At 51.9% G+C, this 16005-nt stretch carries 15 protein-coding genes and 1 tRNA gene; 7 read left to right on the forward strand and 9 right to left on the reverse strand.

What is annotated here, in order from left to right; all coding sequences use genetic code 11:
* Positions 1-20: 20 nt before the first annotated feature.
* Positions 21-2219 carry a fused MFS/spermidine synthase gene (locus OEV59_06275; GenBank protein MDH4227343.1) on the forward strand — a complete coding sequence of 733 codons (2199 nt, stop codon included), beginning with the start codon at positions 21-23 and terminating at the stop codon, positions 2217-2219.
* Between the two features lie 92 nt (positions 2220-2311).
* On the opposite strand, the gene OEV59_06280 is transcribed toward OEV59_06275, so the two are convergent.
* The 6 genes from OEV59_06280 to OEV59_06305 all read right to left on the reverse strand — a co-directional run bounded on the left by OEV59_06280 (position 2312) and on the right by OEV59_06305 (position 5825).
* Positions 2312-2794 carry a cytochrome c gene (locus OEV59_06280; protein ID MDH4227344.1) on the reverse strand — a complete coding sequence of 161 codons (483 nt, stop codon included), beginning with the start codon at positions 2792-2794 and terminating at the stop codon, positions 2312-2314.
* Positions 2795-2888: 94 nt separating this feature from the next.
* A complete protein-coding gene (gene dtd, locus OEV59_06285; GenBank protein MDH4227345.1) occupies positions 2889-3338 on the reverse strand; it encodes a D-aminoacyl-tRNA deacylase in 450 nt (149 codons plus the stop codon).
* 49 nt (positions 3339-3387) lie between these two features.
* Entirely contained in the window at positions 3388-3807 is a 420-nt protein-coding gene (locus OEV59_06290) for a secondary thiamine-phosphate synthase enzyme YjbQ (GenBank protein MDH4227346.1), read from the reverse strand.
* A 24-nt stretch (positions 3808-3831) separates the two neighbouring features.
* A complete protein-coding gene (locus tag OEV59_06295; GenBank protein MDH4227347.1) occupies positions 3832-4458 on the reverse strand; it encodes a hypothetical protein in 627 nt (208 codons plus the stop codon).
* 73 nt (positions 4459-4531) lie between these two features.
* Positions 4532-4605: transfer RNA gene (locus tag OEV59_06300), tRNA-Gly, on the reverse strand.
* A gap of 68 nt (positions 4606-4673) precedes the next feature.
* The gene (locus OEV59_06305; protein MDH4227348.1) at positions 4674-5825 is read right to left on the reverse strand and encodes a hypothetical protein; all 1152 of its coding nucleotides are present in this window, start codon (positions 5823-5825) and stop codon (positions 4674-4676) included.
* A gap of 195 nt (positions 5826-6020) precedes the next feature.
* Here OEV59_06305 and OEV59_06310 point away from each other — a divergent pair, with 195 nt between their 5' ends.
* The 6 genes from OEV59_06310 to OEV59_06335 all read left to right on the forward strand — a co-directional run bounded on the left by OEV59_06310 (position 6021) and on the right by OEV59_06335 (position 11850).
* Positions 6021-7511 carry an aldehyde dehydrogenase family protein gene (locus OEV59_06310; GenBank protein MDH4227349.1) on the forward strand — a complete coding sequence of 497 codons (1491 nt, stop codon included), beginning with the start codon at positions 6021-6023 and terminating at the stop codon, positions 7509-7511.
* A gap of 76 nt (positions 7512-7587) precedes the next feature.
* Positions 7588-8085, forward strand: coding sequence for a ferritin family protein (locus OEV59_06315; protein MDH4227350.1), 498 nt, complete (start codon positions 7588-7590; stop codon positions 8083-8085).
* A 23-nt stretch (positions 8086-8108) separates the two neighbouring features.
* Positions 8109-8357 carry a hypothetical protein gene (locus OEV59_06320; protein MDH4227351.1) on the forward strand — a complete coding sequence of 83 codons (249 nt, stop codon included), beginning with the start codon at positions 8109-8111 and terminating at the stop codon, positions 8355-8357.
* A 21-nt stretch (positions 8358-8378) separates the two neighbouring features.
* Entirely contained in the window at positions 8379-9677 is a 1299-nt protein-coding gene (locus OEV59_06325; GenBank protein MDH4227352.1) for an aspartate aminotransferase family protein, read from the forward strand.
* A 30-nt stretch (positions 9678-9707) separates the two neighbouring features.
* Positions 9708-11003 carry a GTPase gene (locus OEV59_06330; protein ID MDH4227353.1) on the forward strand — a complete coding sequence of 432 codons (1296 nt, stop codon included), beginning with the start codon at positions 9708-9710 and terminating at the stop codon, positions 11001-11003.
* A 1-nt stretch (position 11004) separates the two neighbouring features.
* Positions 11005-11850, forward strand: coding sequence for a proline dehydrogenase family protein (locus OEV59_06335; GenBank protein MDH4227354.1), 846 nt, complete (start codon positions 11005-11007; stop codon positions 11848-11850).
* 2 nt (positions 11851-11852) lie between these two features.
* On the opposite strand, the gene OEV59_06340 is transcribed toward OEV59_06335, so the two are convergent.
* From OEV59_06340 to OEV59_06350, 3 genes are all read right to left on the reverse strand, one after another.
* The gene (locus OEV59_06340; GenBank protein MDH4227355.1) at positions 11853-14105 is read right to left on the reverse strand and encodes a GAF domain-containing protein; all 2253 of its coding nucleotides are present in this window, start codon (positions 14103-14105) and stop codon (positions 11853-11855) included.
* 4 nt (positions 14106-14109) lie between these two features.
* Complete coding sequence (locus OEV59_06345; GenBank protein MDH4227356.1) at positions 14110-14520, reverse strand: DUF4388 domain-containing protein; 411 nt, start codon at positions 14518-14520, stop codon at positions 14110-14112.
* Between the two features lie 227 nt (positions 14521-14747).
* The gene (locus OEV59_06350) at positions 14748-16004 is read right to left on the reverse strand and encodes a glutamate-5-semialdehyde dehydrogenase (GenBank protein ID MDH4227357.1); all 1257 of its coding nucleotides are present in this window, start codon (positions 16002-16004) and stop codon (positions 14748-14750) included.
* Position 16005: the final 1 nt, after the last annotated feature.

Consider the following 16005-nt stretch of genomic DNA (forward strand, 5'->3'; position numbering starts at 1 on the left):
AGAGGTCACGAGGAGGAACAGTGAAGTTCAACGTTAAAAGAGCAGTGTTCGTGTTGTTTTTCGTTTCCGGTTTCTGCGGTCTTCTCTATCAGGTAGTCTGGCTGCGCCTTGCCTTCCGTCATTTCGGCATAATAACGCCTGTGATGTCGGTTGTCCTGTCGGTTTTCATGCTGGGCCTTGCAATCGGCAGTTGGAGCGGCGGAAGATGGATAGCTACGTTGCACAAAAAAACCGGGATATCGCCGATAAGTTTCTACGCAATAACGGAACTGCTCATAGGCGTCGGCGCCGTGGCCGTGCCAAAGCTGTTTTTAATCTCGGAATCCTACCTTCTCTCTCTTGGCGATATGAACTCGGCCTCTTACCTGCTCGTATCGGCAATGTTTATGATGGCATGCATACTTCCGTGGTGTGTTTTCATGGGTTTCACCTTCCCGTTCATGATGGCATACCTCAAAAGCATTGATGCCTCCGAACGCACGAGCTTTAGCTTTCTCTACCTTGCAAACGTCATAGGCGCCATGACAGGCACGCTCATAACGGCATTTATCCTGATAGAGGTGCTTGGGTTCAAAAGCACGCTTTACGCAGCAGCAGCCGCGAACGTGGTCGTTGCCGCCGTAGCCTTTACAATAGGACGAAACGCCCCTTCCCCGTACACAAAGGCCGAAGCCGAAGAAGTTCCGGTAACAGCGCAGGCGCAGGCCGGAGAAAAGCCGGCGCTCTTCCCGTTGATACTGTTCATAACCGGCTTTATTTCCATGGCCATCGAAGTAGTCTGGGTCAGGGCCTTCACACCTGTGCTTGCCACAACGGTGTACGCCTTTGCATCCCTTCTCGCGGCATACCTGCTGGCGACCTTTGCCGGTTCGGCCCTGTACCGGCGGCATTCGACACAGGGCAGCGTTTTGACAAACGCCGCTCTCTTCGGAATTCTGGCGATAACGGCCTTCCTTCCTATAGTAATAAACGATCCGAGAATAAACTATAATCCGTTCGTCTTGCTGCTTTCCGTGATGCCGGTATGCGCCGTTATGGGATACCTTACCCCAAAGCTGATTGATGCATACTCGAATGGCGGCGCAAAAAGCGCCGGACGCGCGTATGCCGTCAACATAGCCGGGTGCATTGCAGGTCCGCTCTTCGCATCATACGTCCTGCTTGCTAATTTCGGGGCGCGCCTCTCCATGGTAATTCTCGCGCTGCCTTTCTTGATACTCTATGTCGCGTACCTGCGCAGCGCGTCTATCGGGAAAACGGCAAAGGCTGCGATGTTGTCGCTGTCGGCCGTGCTGCTCGTTGTGACAATATTCGCAAGCGCCTCGTATGACGAAAGAAGCCGGCATGTAAATTACACAAAGGACGCCGCCGTGCTCCACGATTACACGGCTACGGTCATTGCTCACGGCGAAGGTATGAACAAGCAACTGCTTGTAAACGGTAAAGGCATGACAGCGCTGGTGCCTGTGACAAAAATGCTCGCCCACTGGCCAATCCTTTTGCACGACGGCAAGCCCGAGTCGGCACTTATCATATGTTTTGGCATGGGCACAACATACAGGTCACTTCTAAGCTGGCCTGTGGATGTCACGGCCGTCGAGCTTGTTCCGAGCGTGCGCGATCTTTTTTGGTACTTTCATGCCGATACCGAAACGGTGCTGAAAGATCCCCGCGGAAAAATAGTGATCGACGACGGAAGGCGCTTTCTGTCGAGAACCAACAAGAAGTACGACATCATAACCATAGACCCGCCGCCGCCGATGACGGCGGCAGGCACGGGATTCCTGTATTCGCGCGAATTTTTCGAAACGGCCAAGGCGCATCTTAACGATGACGGCCTTCTTCAGCTCTGGATGTGGCCGGAAGAAGCCGATTTATACACTAGCATCGCGATAAACCAATCTATCACCGATGCGTTCCCTTATGTGAAATTATTCAACGCCTTCGACATGAAGAGAGGATTCCTGTATATAGCCTCTATGAAGCCGATAAATGTGCCCACGGTTAACGAGATGCTCAAGAAAATGCCGCAGGCTGCGCAAAAAGACATGGTAGAATGGACGCCCAATCTTTCACCGGCACAGATACTCGAACTGACGCGCAAAAATTCCGCCGATGCTCCCAAAACGCCTCTTACCGCCGCAAACAATATCATGCTAACCGACGACCGCCCTGCAAACGAATACTTCCTGGTGCGGCAAATATTGGGCGGCAAATAAAAATAAATCTTGAAATAAAATATGCCTGCAAGGCCGCTGTGGCCTTGCAGGCATTATATTTTGCCAGCTTGATATACCTTTTGTTCGCGCGCTTAGTGCTTATAGCGCTCGTGGCACGCGTTGCAGCTTTTTGTGAGAGCGGCAAGGGACTTAAGCGCCGCCTCCCTGTCGCCTTTTGCCGCGTTCTCAGAAAGCTCGTCCGCTTTCTTATGGGTATCCATGCCGAGAGTGAAAAGCTCTGCCTCGCCGCTCTTATCCGAAAGTTTTCTGCACATTACCGCTTCTTCTTCGCTCGTGCCGAGGTTTTCCTTGGCTATCTTTGCGGCCTTGTCGAGTTCGTTGGCCGATATGGCAGCCGTTATCTCCGCGAGGCTGTCCATATGCTTTACCATCATTCTCTTTTGCATGGCCTTTAGCTCATGCGGAAGCTTTAGCGTAATGCGCTCATCGGGCGTTGAGATGCCGTGGTGGCCGTGCATGTCGCCGCTCTCAGCGTGATGGCCGCCTTGATGGTGGCAGGCGGCAAAAGTAGCTGCCGCGCCGGCAATAAGTACTGCAGTAAATATCCTTTTCATCCGTGTTACCTCCGTGGTTTTGATTTGATTATTATACCTTGCCAACGCGCGTTTTAAGATGACAAAAATCATGTTCTGCCGTAAACGGCATTCTTTAAAACGCTTTTTTACTGTCCAAAAGTATTGTCACAGGGCCGTCGTTAACAAGAGCAACCTCCATATGCGCGCCAAAGGCCCCTTCTTTGGTATCGATGCCGAGAGAGCGCGTTTCGCTAAGGAGTTCCTCATAAAGACGTTTTGCAGCATCAGGACCTTCCGCATTATCAAATGACGGCCTCCTGCCCTTACGCGCATCGGCAAGGAGCGTGAACTGCGAGACTATTATTACCTTGCCGCCGGCTTCCTTTACATCCAGGTTCATTTTGCCTGAGTTGTCGTAGAATATCCTTAAAGCTGCAAGCTTCGTGGCAATGTACTTGATATCCTCCAAGGTGTCGCCTTTCTCCACCCCTGCAAGAACAAGAAGCCCCTTGCCTATGGAGGAGATTATATTACCTTCGACACTAATACTTGCAGAACTTACCCGCTGGATTACGGCTCTCATACGCTTCTCCTATTAGCGCACATCAAAGATGAAAGTATCATTAAAACCGCTACTCGCCGATTATCTTTACAAGCACCCTTTTCTTTCTTTTGCCGTCGAATTCGCCGTAAAATATTTCTTCCCACGGCCCGAAGTCGAGCTTGGCGCCGGTAACCGCGACAACTACTTCTCTGCCCATGACCGTTCTTTTAAGGTGAGCATCCCCGTTGTCTTCTCCGGTAAGATTGTGCTTATAGTTTGCAGTCGGCTCGTGCGGTGCGAGTTTTTCAAGCCACTTCTCGAAGTCAGCGTGCAGGCCCGACTCGTTGTCGTTTATGAAAACGCTTGCAGTAATGTGCATGGCGTTTACGAGGCAAAGGCCCTCCTTTATGCCGGACTCCTTCAGGCATTTCTCCACCTCGCCGGTAATGCAGACAAAGCCGCGCCTCTCGGGCACATTGAACCAGAGTTCCTTACGAAAGTTCTTCATAGCTCTCCTCGAATAAATTTGTCGTTAATCGCCTGTTGTCTCAGCTTCGAACTTTCCGTCGGTATAATAATGCACTCCCACGGCCCTCTCGTAGACCTCGCTGCCAATAGCGTCCACATTAAGCACCATCCGCGCCACATGTGTCCACTCGCCCCCAGGCTTATCAGGCGCAAGATAATCGAACTCCTTATTTTTGGGGTAAACATGTATAAAGTCGCCTCCGCCCCCGGCCAACTCGTGCTCCTCATACACAGCGTTTTTGTTCCTGATAAAAGCCAGTAATTTACCACCTTGCCTTCCTGAAATACGTATAAGAATTGCATAGTCGTCGTTCTTATTATCTCCGTCGAAGTCGGCACGCAAGACATTGGTGTCATAAAGCTCCCGGCCTGCGTTGTGCATGTCGCCGATTATGTACTTATCTACCGGCTGCGCCTCCCATCCGGTGTATTTTGCGTCGAGTATCTTGATTACGGCCCCCGGAAGCTTATCTGCGGTTATTGCATACTTGCTTCGTTTGGATTTACGCCCTTCTTCGGCAAAAGATTCTGGGCCAGCCATTAAAAGCACTACGCATGTCGCTGCCGCAGCGATAAGCGCGAACGCCTTTTGCAACGGTCCGGCACATACCAGTTCTCTCCAAAGATTCATAAGTCATCTCCTCATACCGGCAAGTAAAAACAAAAGCCCGGCCCTTTTTACAAGGCCGGGCTCGTTATGTTCATGGAGCGGGCGAAGGGAATCGAACCCTCGTATGAAGCTTGGGAAGCTTCCATTCTACCATTGAATTACGCCCGCGCTACCCGTTAATTATATTGCCAATGCGTTTTCCAAGTCAAGCGCATTAAATGCCTGCAAAGAACGTCCTACATCCCTCTCGACTTCATCCACTTCTTGTATTCCGCGCTCTTTACGAAGCCTGAGTACGCCTCTATCTTTGTCAGGTCCTCGAATTCCATCTTGAAGTCCTTTTCGAGCTTCGTTAAAAGAGTAGCCGTTTCCTTATAGTTCTTCTCCTGAAGCGATATGCTCACAAGCGCCCAGTACGCGTCGAGCATGTACGGGTCGGCGGCAATGGCCTTGGTGGCGGAGGCCTTGGCCCCGGCATAATCGCCTGCCACCATGTACACGCTGGAACGCAGATAATAAAGGTACGGGTCTTCGCCAATACGCTTATTCAGGCTGTCTATGGAGGCGATTGCCTCCTTGTATTTCTCTTTAATGGTATAGTAATCTATAAGGAGCAGGTCGCGCGCCGGGTCTCCCGGGTAAAACTTCTCGAAATCAGTGAGCGCCTTCATATACTCCTTCGTATCTTCTGTTGCGGAGGCATACCTGATCCTAAGAAGCATTATGGTCTTGTCTTTTTTAACGGATGCCGGAAGAGCGTAATACTCGGTAAGGGCGCCGTCTATATCGCCGTTGTTGCCAAGTGTCTGCATCTTCTTGATGTCCGGCAGATGTTTAACGAAGTCGGATTCCCAGCCCAAGGTCTTTCCGATGAGGCCCTTCTTTTCCTCGTAGATTATGGGCACAAGAACGCGCCTGAAGGTGTCGCTCGTGCGCTCGCCGTTAGAGAAAACGTACATGTCCTCGATTTTCACGGAATCGCCACCTTCGCCAAGATAGAGCTCGTAGTAATTGACGCCGCCATCATTCGTTATCATCCTGAAGAGCGCCTTATCCTTGGCGCGCATCTTTAAAAAGGTAAAGCTGCCTTTTTCGCCCATCATCGCAATGATGGTTGTTCCGACCGGGTTCGTTTTAAGCCCTTTTGTCATGCTCTCTATCAACGACTTCATCATCTTGTCGTCCACGTCGTAGCCGGAGACCGCCTTCCTGGTCAACCCTTCCATATCCAGGCTCTCGTTGAATAACTCAGGGTCACGCTCGTTCATGGACTGCTCGAGCTTTTCCAGAAATTCCTGAAAACCGGCATTTGCGGCATTGCTCATGTTGACGCTAAGCAGCACGCAAAAAACCGCTATAAGCGCCGTTAAAACAATCTTCGTTCTCATTTCGTAACATTCTCCTTTATTTGATTTAACAGCAATCCACGCAGTGCGTTAGCGAACGTAACTGACATATTCTATATGAACCGGGCTGAAAAATAAAGCGTAAACACAGCCGATTGGCAGCGAAGCTTGCCGCGTAAAAGCTTCTCTGCTATACTGTGTTTATCCGCACCCTGACATTCCTTTGGAGGAAGCAGCATGCCGAAAAAATACAAAAACCTCATAAACGGCAGATGGGCCGATGCCTCAAGCAAAGAAACCATCGAGAGCAGTAACCCGGCAAACGATTCCGACATCGTCGGTATAGTGCCCTCCTCCGGCAAAAAAGACATAGACGCTGCAGTTGACGCCGCGAGAAAGGCGTTTAATTCGTGGCGTCTTGTCCCTGCCCCAAAGCGCGGAGAGATCATATTCAAGGCAGCAGAAGCGCTCGTTAAACGTAAGGCCGAGCTTGGCAAGCTCGTCACTAAAGAAATGGGAAAAGTCCTTAAGGAAGGCCTTGGCGATGTGCAGGAAGCAATCGACATGGCCTACTTTATGGCAGGCGAAGGCCGCCGCTTATCGGGCGAGACCGTGCCCTCGGAACTTTCTAACAAAGACTGTAAGAGTATCCGCGTGCCAAAGGGAGTATTTGGCCTCATAACACCGTGGAACTTCCCTACAGCCATACCAGCGTGGAAGATATTTCCGGCGCTCATTAGCGGCAATACAGTTGTATTCAAGCCTTCGAGCTACACGCCTGTATCCGCAACAGTGCTCGTTGACATTATAAACAGCGCCGGGCTGCCGCCCGGTGTTTTGAACCTTGTACACGGCTTGGGAGAGGCTACGGGCGAATACCTTGCCTCGCATAAGGGGCTTGACGGCGTGTCGTTTACAGGCTCGAGCTCGGTTGGAGCAAAGCTTGCTTCGATATGCGCGCTAAGCGGCACGGAAATCACATGCGAGATGGGAGGGAAAAACCCCATCATAATAATGCACGACGCTGACCTCTCGCTTGCGCTCGAAGGCGCTCTATGGGCAGCATTTGGAACTACTGGGCAGCGCTGCACTGCAGCAAGCCGCATTATCGTGCATGAGAAGGTCTACAATAAGTTCCTCGCGCTCTTCACTGCAAAGGCGAAGAAGCTAAGGCTCGGTGACGGGCTTAAGCCGACGACCGACGTCGGCCCCCTTATAAATGAAGGCCAGATGCAGCGCGTGCTGCGTTATATCGACATCGGCAAAAAAGAAGGCGCAAGGCTCATGTGCGGCGGCAAGAGGGCTGCTGGCGGCGCGCTAAAAAAAGGCTTTTTCATCGAGCCCACGGTATTTGCCGACGTCGCTCCTTCCATGCGCATAGCAAAGGAGGAAATATTTGGCCCTGTAGTGTCGGTAATAAAGGTAAAAAGCCTTAAGGAAGCAATCGACACTGCAAACGGCACTGACTACGGGCTTTCGTCATCCATATACACTCGCGACGTGAACGCATCGGCTGTTGCGGAGCGCGATTTAAATAGCGGCATCGTGTACATAAATGCGCCGACAATCGGCGCGGAGATACAGCTTCCATTTGGCGGCATAAAGAAGAGCGGGCTCGGGCATAAAGAAGCAGGCGGCAGAGGCGGCGCGCTCGATACTTTTACGACCTGGAAGGTCGTGTACAGGGACTTCTCTGGCTCGCTTCAAAAGGCGCAGATAGAGGATTGAAATAGTTTTACTTTTACGGTGATTTTGTTATAATCACCACACACCAAATTTCTCCCTACGGAGGTTTAGTAGACGCATGGATCCGGTACATTTTTCAGCAGAAGAAATACTCGATATGGCCATCCGCATAGAAGAGAACGGGGAAAAGTTCTACGCCGCTGCGGCAAAGAGCGCGAAGAACCCGAAGCTTAAGGAACTCTTCGAGTTCCTCGTGAAAGAAGAACTAAAGCACGCAGCGTACTTCGGAAAACTTAAAAAGCTCGTTGCCGAGTACACCCCGCACGGCGCGGCAGACCCGTACCTCGACGAAGCGTCCATGTACATAAAGGCACTCTCGGATGCAAAGGTCTTCCATAGAGAGACCGACCCTAAAGAGCTTGCCAGAAAGACCGAGAACGAGGAAAAGGCAATTGATTTCGCAATAGAGGCTGAAAAGGAATCGCTCCTCTTCTACTACGAGATACAGAAGTCGATACGCGATAAGGACAGAAAGATAGTAGACGACATCATCATAGAGGAAAAGGACCACCTCCAGCGCCTTACAGCCATTAAGCACGAATTCTACGGCAAATAACTTTTAGCAGAGGAGATACTGCCATGACAGAATACGTAAAAACATACAAGTGTTCCAAGTGCGGCACAATGACCAGCGGCCGCGGGCATCTTTGCCACCCAAACCCCGAGGCAGGCCCGCATAAGTGCGAGTACTGCAAAAAGACCGTAACAGACGTGAGGCACGTGTGTAAGGAGATGCTCGACTCTGTCGAGTACATCTGCAAGAAGTGCGGACGCCTCTCGGCCTACAGCTCGCTTCTTTGCGAGCCCGAGCTCGTATCAGGGGACTAAAAAACTACCAAAGGACGCGGCGTGGCTAAACCAAAGAGCGTCAAAAATATGCGGCGCCACCTGACCCCTGCGCTCTTCTTCCACACGAAGATAACGGCGAAGAAGGCAAAAGGCGCGTGGGTCTATTCAAAAGACGGTAAAAAGTACCTCGACCTCGCGGCCGGGCTCGCCACCTTATCCACCGGCCACTCTCACCCGACCATCATAAAGGCCGCGACAAAGCAAATACAGAACTTCGTCCACTCGGGCTGCATATTCTACTACGACCCGATCATCGAACTTTCAAAGAAACTCGCCTCCATAACGCCTGGCTCCATAGACATGTTCTTTTTCTCGAACTCCGGGGCCGAGGCTGTCGAAGGCGCAATCAAACTCGCCCGCCACTATACCGGGCGCCAGGGCGTCATAGGGTTTACCGGAGGGTTCCACGGCCGCACGTACGGCGCAGCCACACTTACAACGTCTTCTGTGAAGTACAGGCGGCGCTACCATCCGCTCGTTCCGTCCTTTTATCATGCCCCCTACCCGTACTGCTACCGCTGCTTCATGGGCAGGGAGACAAACACCTGTTCGGTCGAATGCTTCACCTACTTCGAGCGTATGCTCGATCACCTCATCGCCTCAGATGAAGTCGCCTGCGTTATCATAGAGCCGGTGCTTGGCGAAGGCGGCTACGCCCCTGCTCCGCTAAAGTATATGAAGAAGCTTGCCGAGTACTGCAAGAAACACGGCATACTAATCGTCTCCGACGAAGTGCAAACGGGGTTTGGCAGAACTGGAAAGTGGTTTGCCATAGAGCACTACGGCATAAAGCCTGACATCATAACCCTTGGCAAGGGAATCGCCTCCGGGTTCCCGCTTAGCGCCGTAGGAGCTTCGAGCCGCATAATGGGCAAGTGGCCGGTTGGCGCGCACGGCACGACTTTTGGAGGAAACCCTGTTTCATGCGCAGCGGCTCTTGCCACTATCGGCGTCATAGAAAAAGAACGTCTTATAGATAACGCGCGCTCCCTTGGCGAGTACGGGCTAAAGCGCCTTCTCGAAATAAAGCGCAAACATCCCGGCACAATCGGCGACGTGCGGGGCCTCGGGCTGATGCTTGGAGCGGAGCTGATTACGGAAAACGAAAAGCCTGACCACGCGCTTACGATGCGCGTTGTCGAAGAGGCCGAGCGTCAAGGCCTAATAATAGTCGAATGCGGCATACACAAAAACATCATCCGCTTCATGCCTCCGCTAAACATCAAACGCGCGGAGATGAGCCTGGCGCTCGATATATTCGAGGCTGCTTTGAAGAAATCCTCGCGCCAAAGGAAATAGGCCGTGGCAAAAAAAAGAAGAATCATCATCATGGGGGCCGCGGGGCGCGACTTTCATAACTTTAACGTCATCTATAAAAACGACCAGACTGTAGAGGTCGTTGCCTTTACCGCAGCGCAAATCCCATACATAAGTAACCGCACGTATCCCCTTGCCGGAGATCTTTACCCGGACGGCATACCGATATACCCCGAAGAACAGCTCCCGGAGCTTATAAAGCGCCTTAAGGCCGATGCCGTTGTGTTCTCGTACTCGGACATCTCGCACATAGACCTGATGCACAAGGCCTCGGCAGTAATCGCGCTCGGCGCTGACTTTATCCTTCTTGGCTCGACAAGGACCATGCTAAAGTCCGTAAAGCCGGTGATATCCGTGTGCGCTGTGAGAACGGGCTCCGGGAAAAGCGGTGTTACGAAGCTTATCGTAAAAAGGCTCTCGACCCTCGGGCTAAAGACCGTGACGGTGCGCCACCCCATGCCCTACGGAGATCTTAGAAAAGAACGCGTGCAGCGCTTTGCAACTACCGCTGATATGACGGAGGCCGGATGCACGCTCGAGGAAATGGAGGAGTACGAGCACCTGATAGAGGCCGGGATAGTCGTCTACGCAGGCGTTGATTACGCGGCCATACTAAAAGAGGCCGAACAAGAAGCTGACGTGATAGTGTGGGACGGCGGCAATAACGACTTTCCGTTCTTCGAGCCGTCATTGGAGATTGTGGTTACTGACCCGCTTCGCCCCGGGCACGAGATAACGTATCATCCGGGCGAGGTAAACCTAAGGCGCGCAGACGTCATTATTATAAACAAGGTGAACACAGCGTTAACTACCGACGCCGAGACCGTAAGAAAAAACGCCGCTACCGTCAACCCGAAGGCCGTTATAATAAGTACCGAGTCAGTCGTGACCGTCGACGGCGCGCTCGACATAGCCGGGAAAAAGGCCGTTATCATCGAGGACGGCCCGACCCTCACCCACGGCGAGATGACCTACGGCGCCGGAATAATTGCGGCAAAGGAAATGAAGGCAGTGCCTGTAGATGCCAGAGAGTACGCCGTCGGCGCGATAAAGGACGTATTCGCGAAGTATCCGGCCCTCGATTCCGTAATACCGGCCATGGGGTACTCGCCGGAACAGGTCAAGGATCTCGAGACAAGCGTAAACAATACGCCTGCCGACATTGTCATGATAGCGACCCCGGTGGACCTATCGAGAATAATAAAGTTCAACAAGCCAGCGGTACGCGTAAGGTACGAGGTAAAGGAAACCTCGGAGCCCGGGCTTGGCGGCATCGTAGCGGACTTTATCGCATCGTTTAAGAGCTAAAATGCTAAAGCGCGTTCTTAACTACTTCGCCAAGCGCTACATTGCCGGAGATACGCGCGAGGATGCCGTTGAGGCCGTGCGCGCGCTAAACGGCCAAAACGTGCTTGGCATAATCGACCATCTTGGCGAAAACGTCACAAAAAAAGAAGACGCTGATAAAAGTGTTGCCGAATATGTCTCGCTTCTTCGAGCAATAGAAAAATCCGGCGTAAAAAGCACTGTATCGCTAAAGCTCACTCACCTCGGGCTCGATATCGGAGACAGCCTTGCCATGGAAAATCTCGAGCTGATCCTTTCGAAGGCCGGGACAAACTTCGTGCGTATTGACATGGAATCATCGGTCTATACTGGACGCACAATCGAGATTTTTCTTAAACTGTGCGAAAGACACCCTAACCTCGGCATTGCCGTGCAAGCATATCTTAAACAGAGCGAGCATGACATCGACATTCTCATAAAGCACAACTCAAGCGTAAGGCTCGTAAAGGGCGCGTACAAGGAGCCTTTGGATATCGCCTTTGCCGATAAAACCGATACCGACAAAAACTTCCTCAAACTGATGAAGAAACTTTTAAAGGCAAAGGGCAGGACGGCAATTGCGACACATGATGAGAAAATAATAACCGAGGCAATAAGGTTTTGCGAAGAAGAAAGCATACCAAAAGACACATTCGACTTCGAGATGCTCCTTGGCATCAAGCGCAAACTGCAAAAGGAACTTGCTTCCCGTGGTTTTAGCGTTCGCGTCTACGTGCCCTACGGAACAGAGTGGCTGCCCTATATGCTAAGGCGCCTTACCGAGAGAAAAGAAAATCTCTGGTTCGTGCTAAAGAATATCGTGGGATAAGCTCATGACGGCTCGGATGCCTCTACAAGCGGCCTTGTAAGCGCCCTCTCAAGAATGTCAGCGTAGGTTTCGCCGTCGCCGGGAAAGCATGCGTACCCGTAGAACATGCCTGCCTTGAACTCGCGTGGCGCATCCGACAATATATCGCGGTTAAAAACATCGACAACGCGCCTGTCGGTTTCAAGAAAAAGTATGCCGACTGTGTCGTCATCGAGCATGGCAACGGAATCGAATATGCGGATCTTGCCTCTTACGTACGTAAGAAGCCTCTTTATAAATTCCTTTTTTGCAAACCCCTTTATGCCGGTGAGCTCTCCGGCCCTTGCCGTAACGAACACAAACTGTTTGCCAAACCTTGCAGCTCTCTTTAGTTCCTCCTCCACCCTTCTCTCGAAGAGCCCGGGGGTTACGATATCCCATGCGTCTTTTGTCTCGGCGCTGTCGCGTATGGCCGCGAGCACGCGCTCGACGTATGCAACGAACCTGGCTATGACTTCGGTGTCGTTTTTGGAGAACGGCTGCGCGTAAGGGCTTTCCTCGTCAAAGCGGTTAAAGAGCGATATAAACCCCTCGACATTCCCGTCGGTAAGGATTGGAAAGGTAAGCATGCCTCTGATTACGGGGTTAGAGTCTTCGGAGAACTCTCTACGAACCGGCTCCTTTCTTCGCTGGACTTCCTTTACGGTCTCGTCCTCGAGCGGCAGAAACGACTCCTTCTTTTTCATGTTCTCGATGCCGAAGGTGGCGACGCGCTCGAACCCCGCGTCAGGCGAACTGCTCTTGATACGCAGCACCGCGCCCTCGGCATTTAGAATGTCCACGGCAGCTATCGTTATCATTGGATAGAGCTTTTCTGTATCGCGTATGGCAATCAGCTTTAACCCGGCCTCGTCGGCTGCGACAAGACGCTTGGATTTTGCCATGTCCTCGTCGTTACGCCTGTTGACGTAGATGCTTTCGGAAAGAAGCGCTGTCATCTCCTTTAAAAACGCCTCATTATATTTCGACAACCCGCGTTTAGATGATATCTCGGCAACGAACACGCCTACGGTCTGTTCCTTTGCTGTCATAGGAATGGCCATCAAAACGCGCTTTAGCCTTTTTTCCGGCAGCCTGTCGACAAGAACCACTTCCTTCATTGCCTCGATTGCCGCGCCTACAACGCCCTCACCGGAGGCAAAGCTCACGTGCCCGGTCGAAGGCGGTGTCTTTGCGCTGGAAGAATAAATAACGAGCCGCTTCATGTCCTCGTTATAAAGGTATATCGTGCACGTAAGCCCGGGGATGAGCTCCGAAAGCTTTCTGCACACGGTATTAAGGCGCGTGTGAAGCGGCTTATGGTCCGACATGCTGAACTCGAGCTTTTTCCAGAGGTCGAACTTCGCCGCCTCTATCCTCATCTTCTCGAACTCTCCGGCGCGGTTTATGACCTCTGCCGCTAGCCCGGAAAGGTTCTTTAGCAGTTCCATGTCGGCATCGGTGAAGGTCTTCTTCGAGCCCGATGAGTTGACGTTCAAAACGCCTATGACGCCGCTTTCTATAGTAAGAGGCACACATATCGCGCTCGATGCGCCGCGCCTTGTGCCGAGGCGGCCAAACTCCTCTTCCTTTGCCCTGCCGTTTATCAGTATGGGCCTGCCGTCCTTGGCGACCTTTCCGGAAACGCCATCGCCGAGCTTTACGTTTACCTTACGGATGATTTCCTCATCCATCCCTCTTGCAACTTCGATCTTGAGTGCCCCCTCGGCCTTGTCAACGAGCATTATGGAACCGGCATCCGCGCCGCTTGTCTCTATTGCAATGTCAAGAAGGCTTCCAAGGAGCTCGTCTCTATCGCTTGTGAGCTTTACGCCGTTCACTATCTCGCGTAGCGGCCCCAGGTAATTTGGCGAGGCATGTCCCGCAACAGCTCCTCTTACACCCCAGAGGAGGCGCGCGCTCAAGGCAGATAGCTTCTCGACATCGTCGAACTCGGAGGAATCGAGGAACTTGGCGGTTGCCGCGTCGTCCACCGCGTTTATGATGACGTCAAGAGAATCTATGGCCTTTATATCCTCGAGCTCATAGGTAACGCTTATGCCAAGCTTCTTCGATATCCTGTAGCCAAGCTCCATGAGCTTATAGAGCATGGCATCGGGGTTCGGGTCGGCAATAAGCACGATGCGGTTACCTTTGTCCTTCAGGAGGTCCGGTAGAAGAGAAAGCGCTTCTTTATTGGCGCCGATGATGGCGATGTTCTTTTTATTCGAAGCCATTGTCTTAGCCTATCCTCTCGAGTATGCCGAGGTCGATTAATTTTCTTATAAGCGCGGCCTTTTCTATATCTGCGGTTTCTATGGCCGCGGCCTGCGTATCCGGCGCTGTAGTCTCGTTAAACCTTCTGGCAGCCTCTTTCATGAGCCAGTCGAAGTCCTCGATGATGGTCTCCTCTTTGGGAAGCTCTCCGGTGGCAACGTCGAATTCGCCTTCCTTCCATCCAAGGAGCCTGGATAGCGCGTCAACGCCCGTGAAGCCGCGGTAATCGGCGTGCACGATGTTGCCATCCTTGAAGTACACGTTACCGTACCCGTGCTCTGACCCAAGATGCACGGCAACGGTCTTGCCTTCGGCATGGAGAATCTGAAAGATGTCCTGAAGATTGAGATCTTTTAAACGTCCCTTTACGCTCATAGGCGCTCCTGTTCCCCGCTATATTCAATTTTACGAACAAAAAAAGAGGCTGTTAAAGCTGCTTAAAGAACGTATAGTTACAGTATAGCAGAGTGCTGCGTATGGTCAAAAGACCGGCAAGGTGAAGTTCGGGTAGTTTTGGTGTTTTTTTAAGTATAGCAAAAATAGGCGGTTATGTCAAAGAAGGGCGGGGATGGCAACGATGTGTCACCATTATCAGGTAGGCCCTATTCCCTTACCTGCCCGTCTCCGTACACGATGAACTTTTGTGTTGTGAGGCCTTCGAGGCCCATGGGGCCGTAGGCGTGTATCTTGGTCGTAGAGATGCCGATTTCAGCGCCAAGGCCAAACTGGTGTCCGTCGCTAAAGCGCGTTGAGGCATTCACCATAACACTCGATGAATTGACGGTATCGATAAAGCGCTGGGCATTGGTATAGTTCTCGGTGATAATGGATTCCGTATGCAAAGACCCGTAATTCTCAATATGTTCGATAGCTTCGTCCATATCCTTAACAATCTTTATAGCTATTATAAGGTCAAGGTACTCTGCTCCCCAGTCCTCTTCCTTTGCAGCGGTGATGTCCCTTAATATCTTCCTCGTAGCCTCGCACCCGCGCATCTCAACGCCTGCTTCTTTGTAGCGGCCGTGTATCAGGGGCAAAAACTCCTTTGCCACCCCCTCGTGCACAAGTAACGTCTCCATGGCATTACACACCCCCGGACGCTGCACCTTGGCGTTGAATGCGATGTTCACGGCCTTGTCCATGTCTGCAGCCTTGTCCACAAACACGTGGCAGACGCCCTTATAGTGCTTTATAACTGGTATCTTAGAGTTCTCGACTGTAAAGCGTATTAGCCCCTCGCCGCCCCTGGGGATAATAAGGTCTATGTATTCCTCGAGCTTTAGCATCGCAAGCACAGCCTCCCGCTCAACCGTTGGGATGACCTGCACTGCAGCCTCCGGCACGCCTGTTAAAGCGCATGCAGCGGAAAGGCATTCTGCTATGGCCCGGTTCGAGTGTATGGCCTCGCTTCCGCCCCTAAGTATTACGGCATTGCCTGACTTAAGGCAAAGTCCTGCCGCATCTGCAGTGACATTTGGCCTTGACTCATAGATTATGCCGATCACTCCGAGCGGAATCCTCATGCGGCCGATTTTAAGGCCGTTTGGCCTCTTCCACATGGATGTCACCTCGCCTATAGGGTCAGGTAGAGCCGCAACCTCTCTTAGTCCGTCGGCCATGCCTTTTATGACCTTATCGGAAAGTGTCAAGCGGTCTATCATTGCCTTTGAAAGACCGTTTTTCTCGGCAGCTTCCAAATCCTTTTGGTTTTCTTTTTTTAAGGTATTGGCTCGTTTTAAAAGCTCATCCGCCATGGCATGAAGCGCCTTGTTCTTTATATCGGTAGAGAGCCTGGCAACGAGCCTTGATGCTGCCCGTGCCTCTCTTGCTATTTTCTTTACGAGTTCGGCTGTGGACATA

Source organism: Deltaproteobacteria bacterium (assembly GCA_029858205.1).
In the GTDB taxonomy this organism is placed as follows: domain Bacteria; phylum Desulfobacterota; class GWC2-55-46; order GWC2-55-46; family DRQE01; genus JAOUFM01.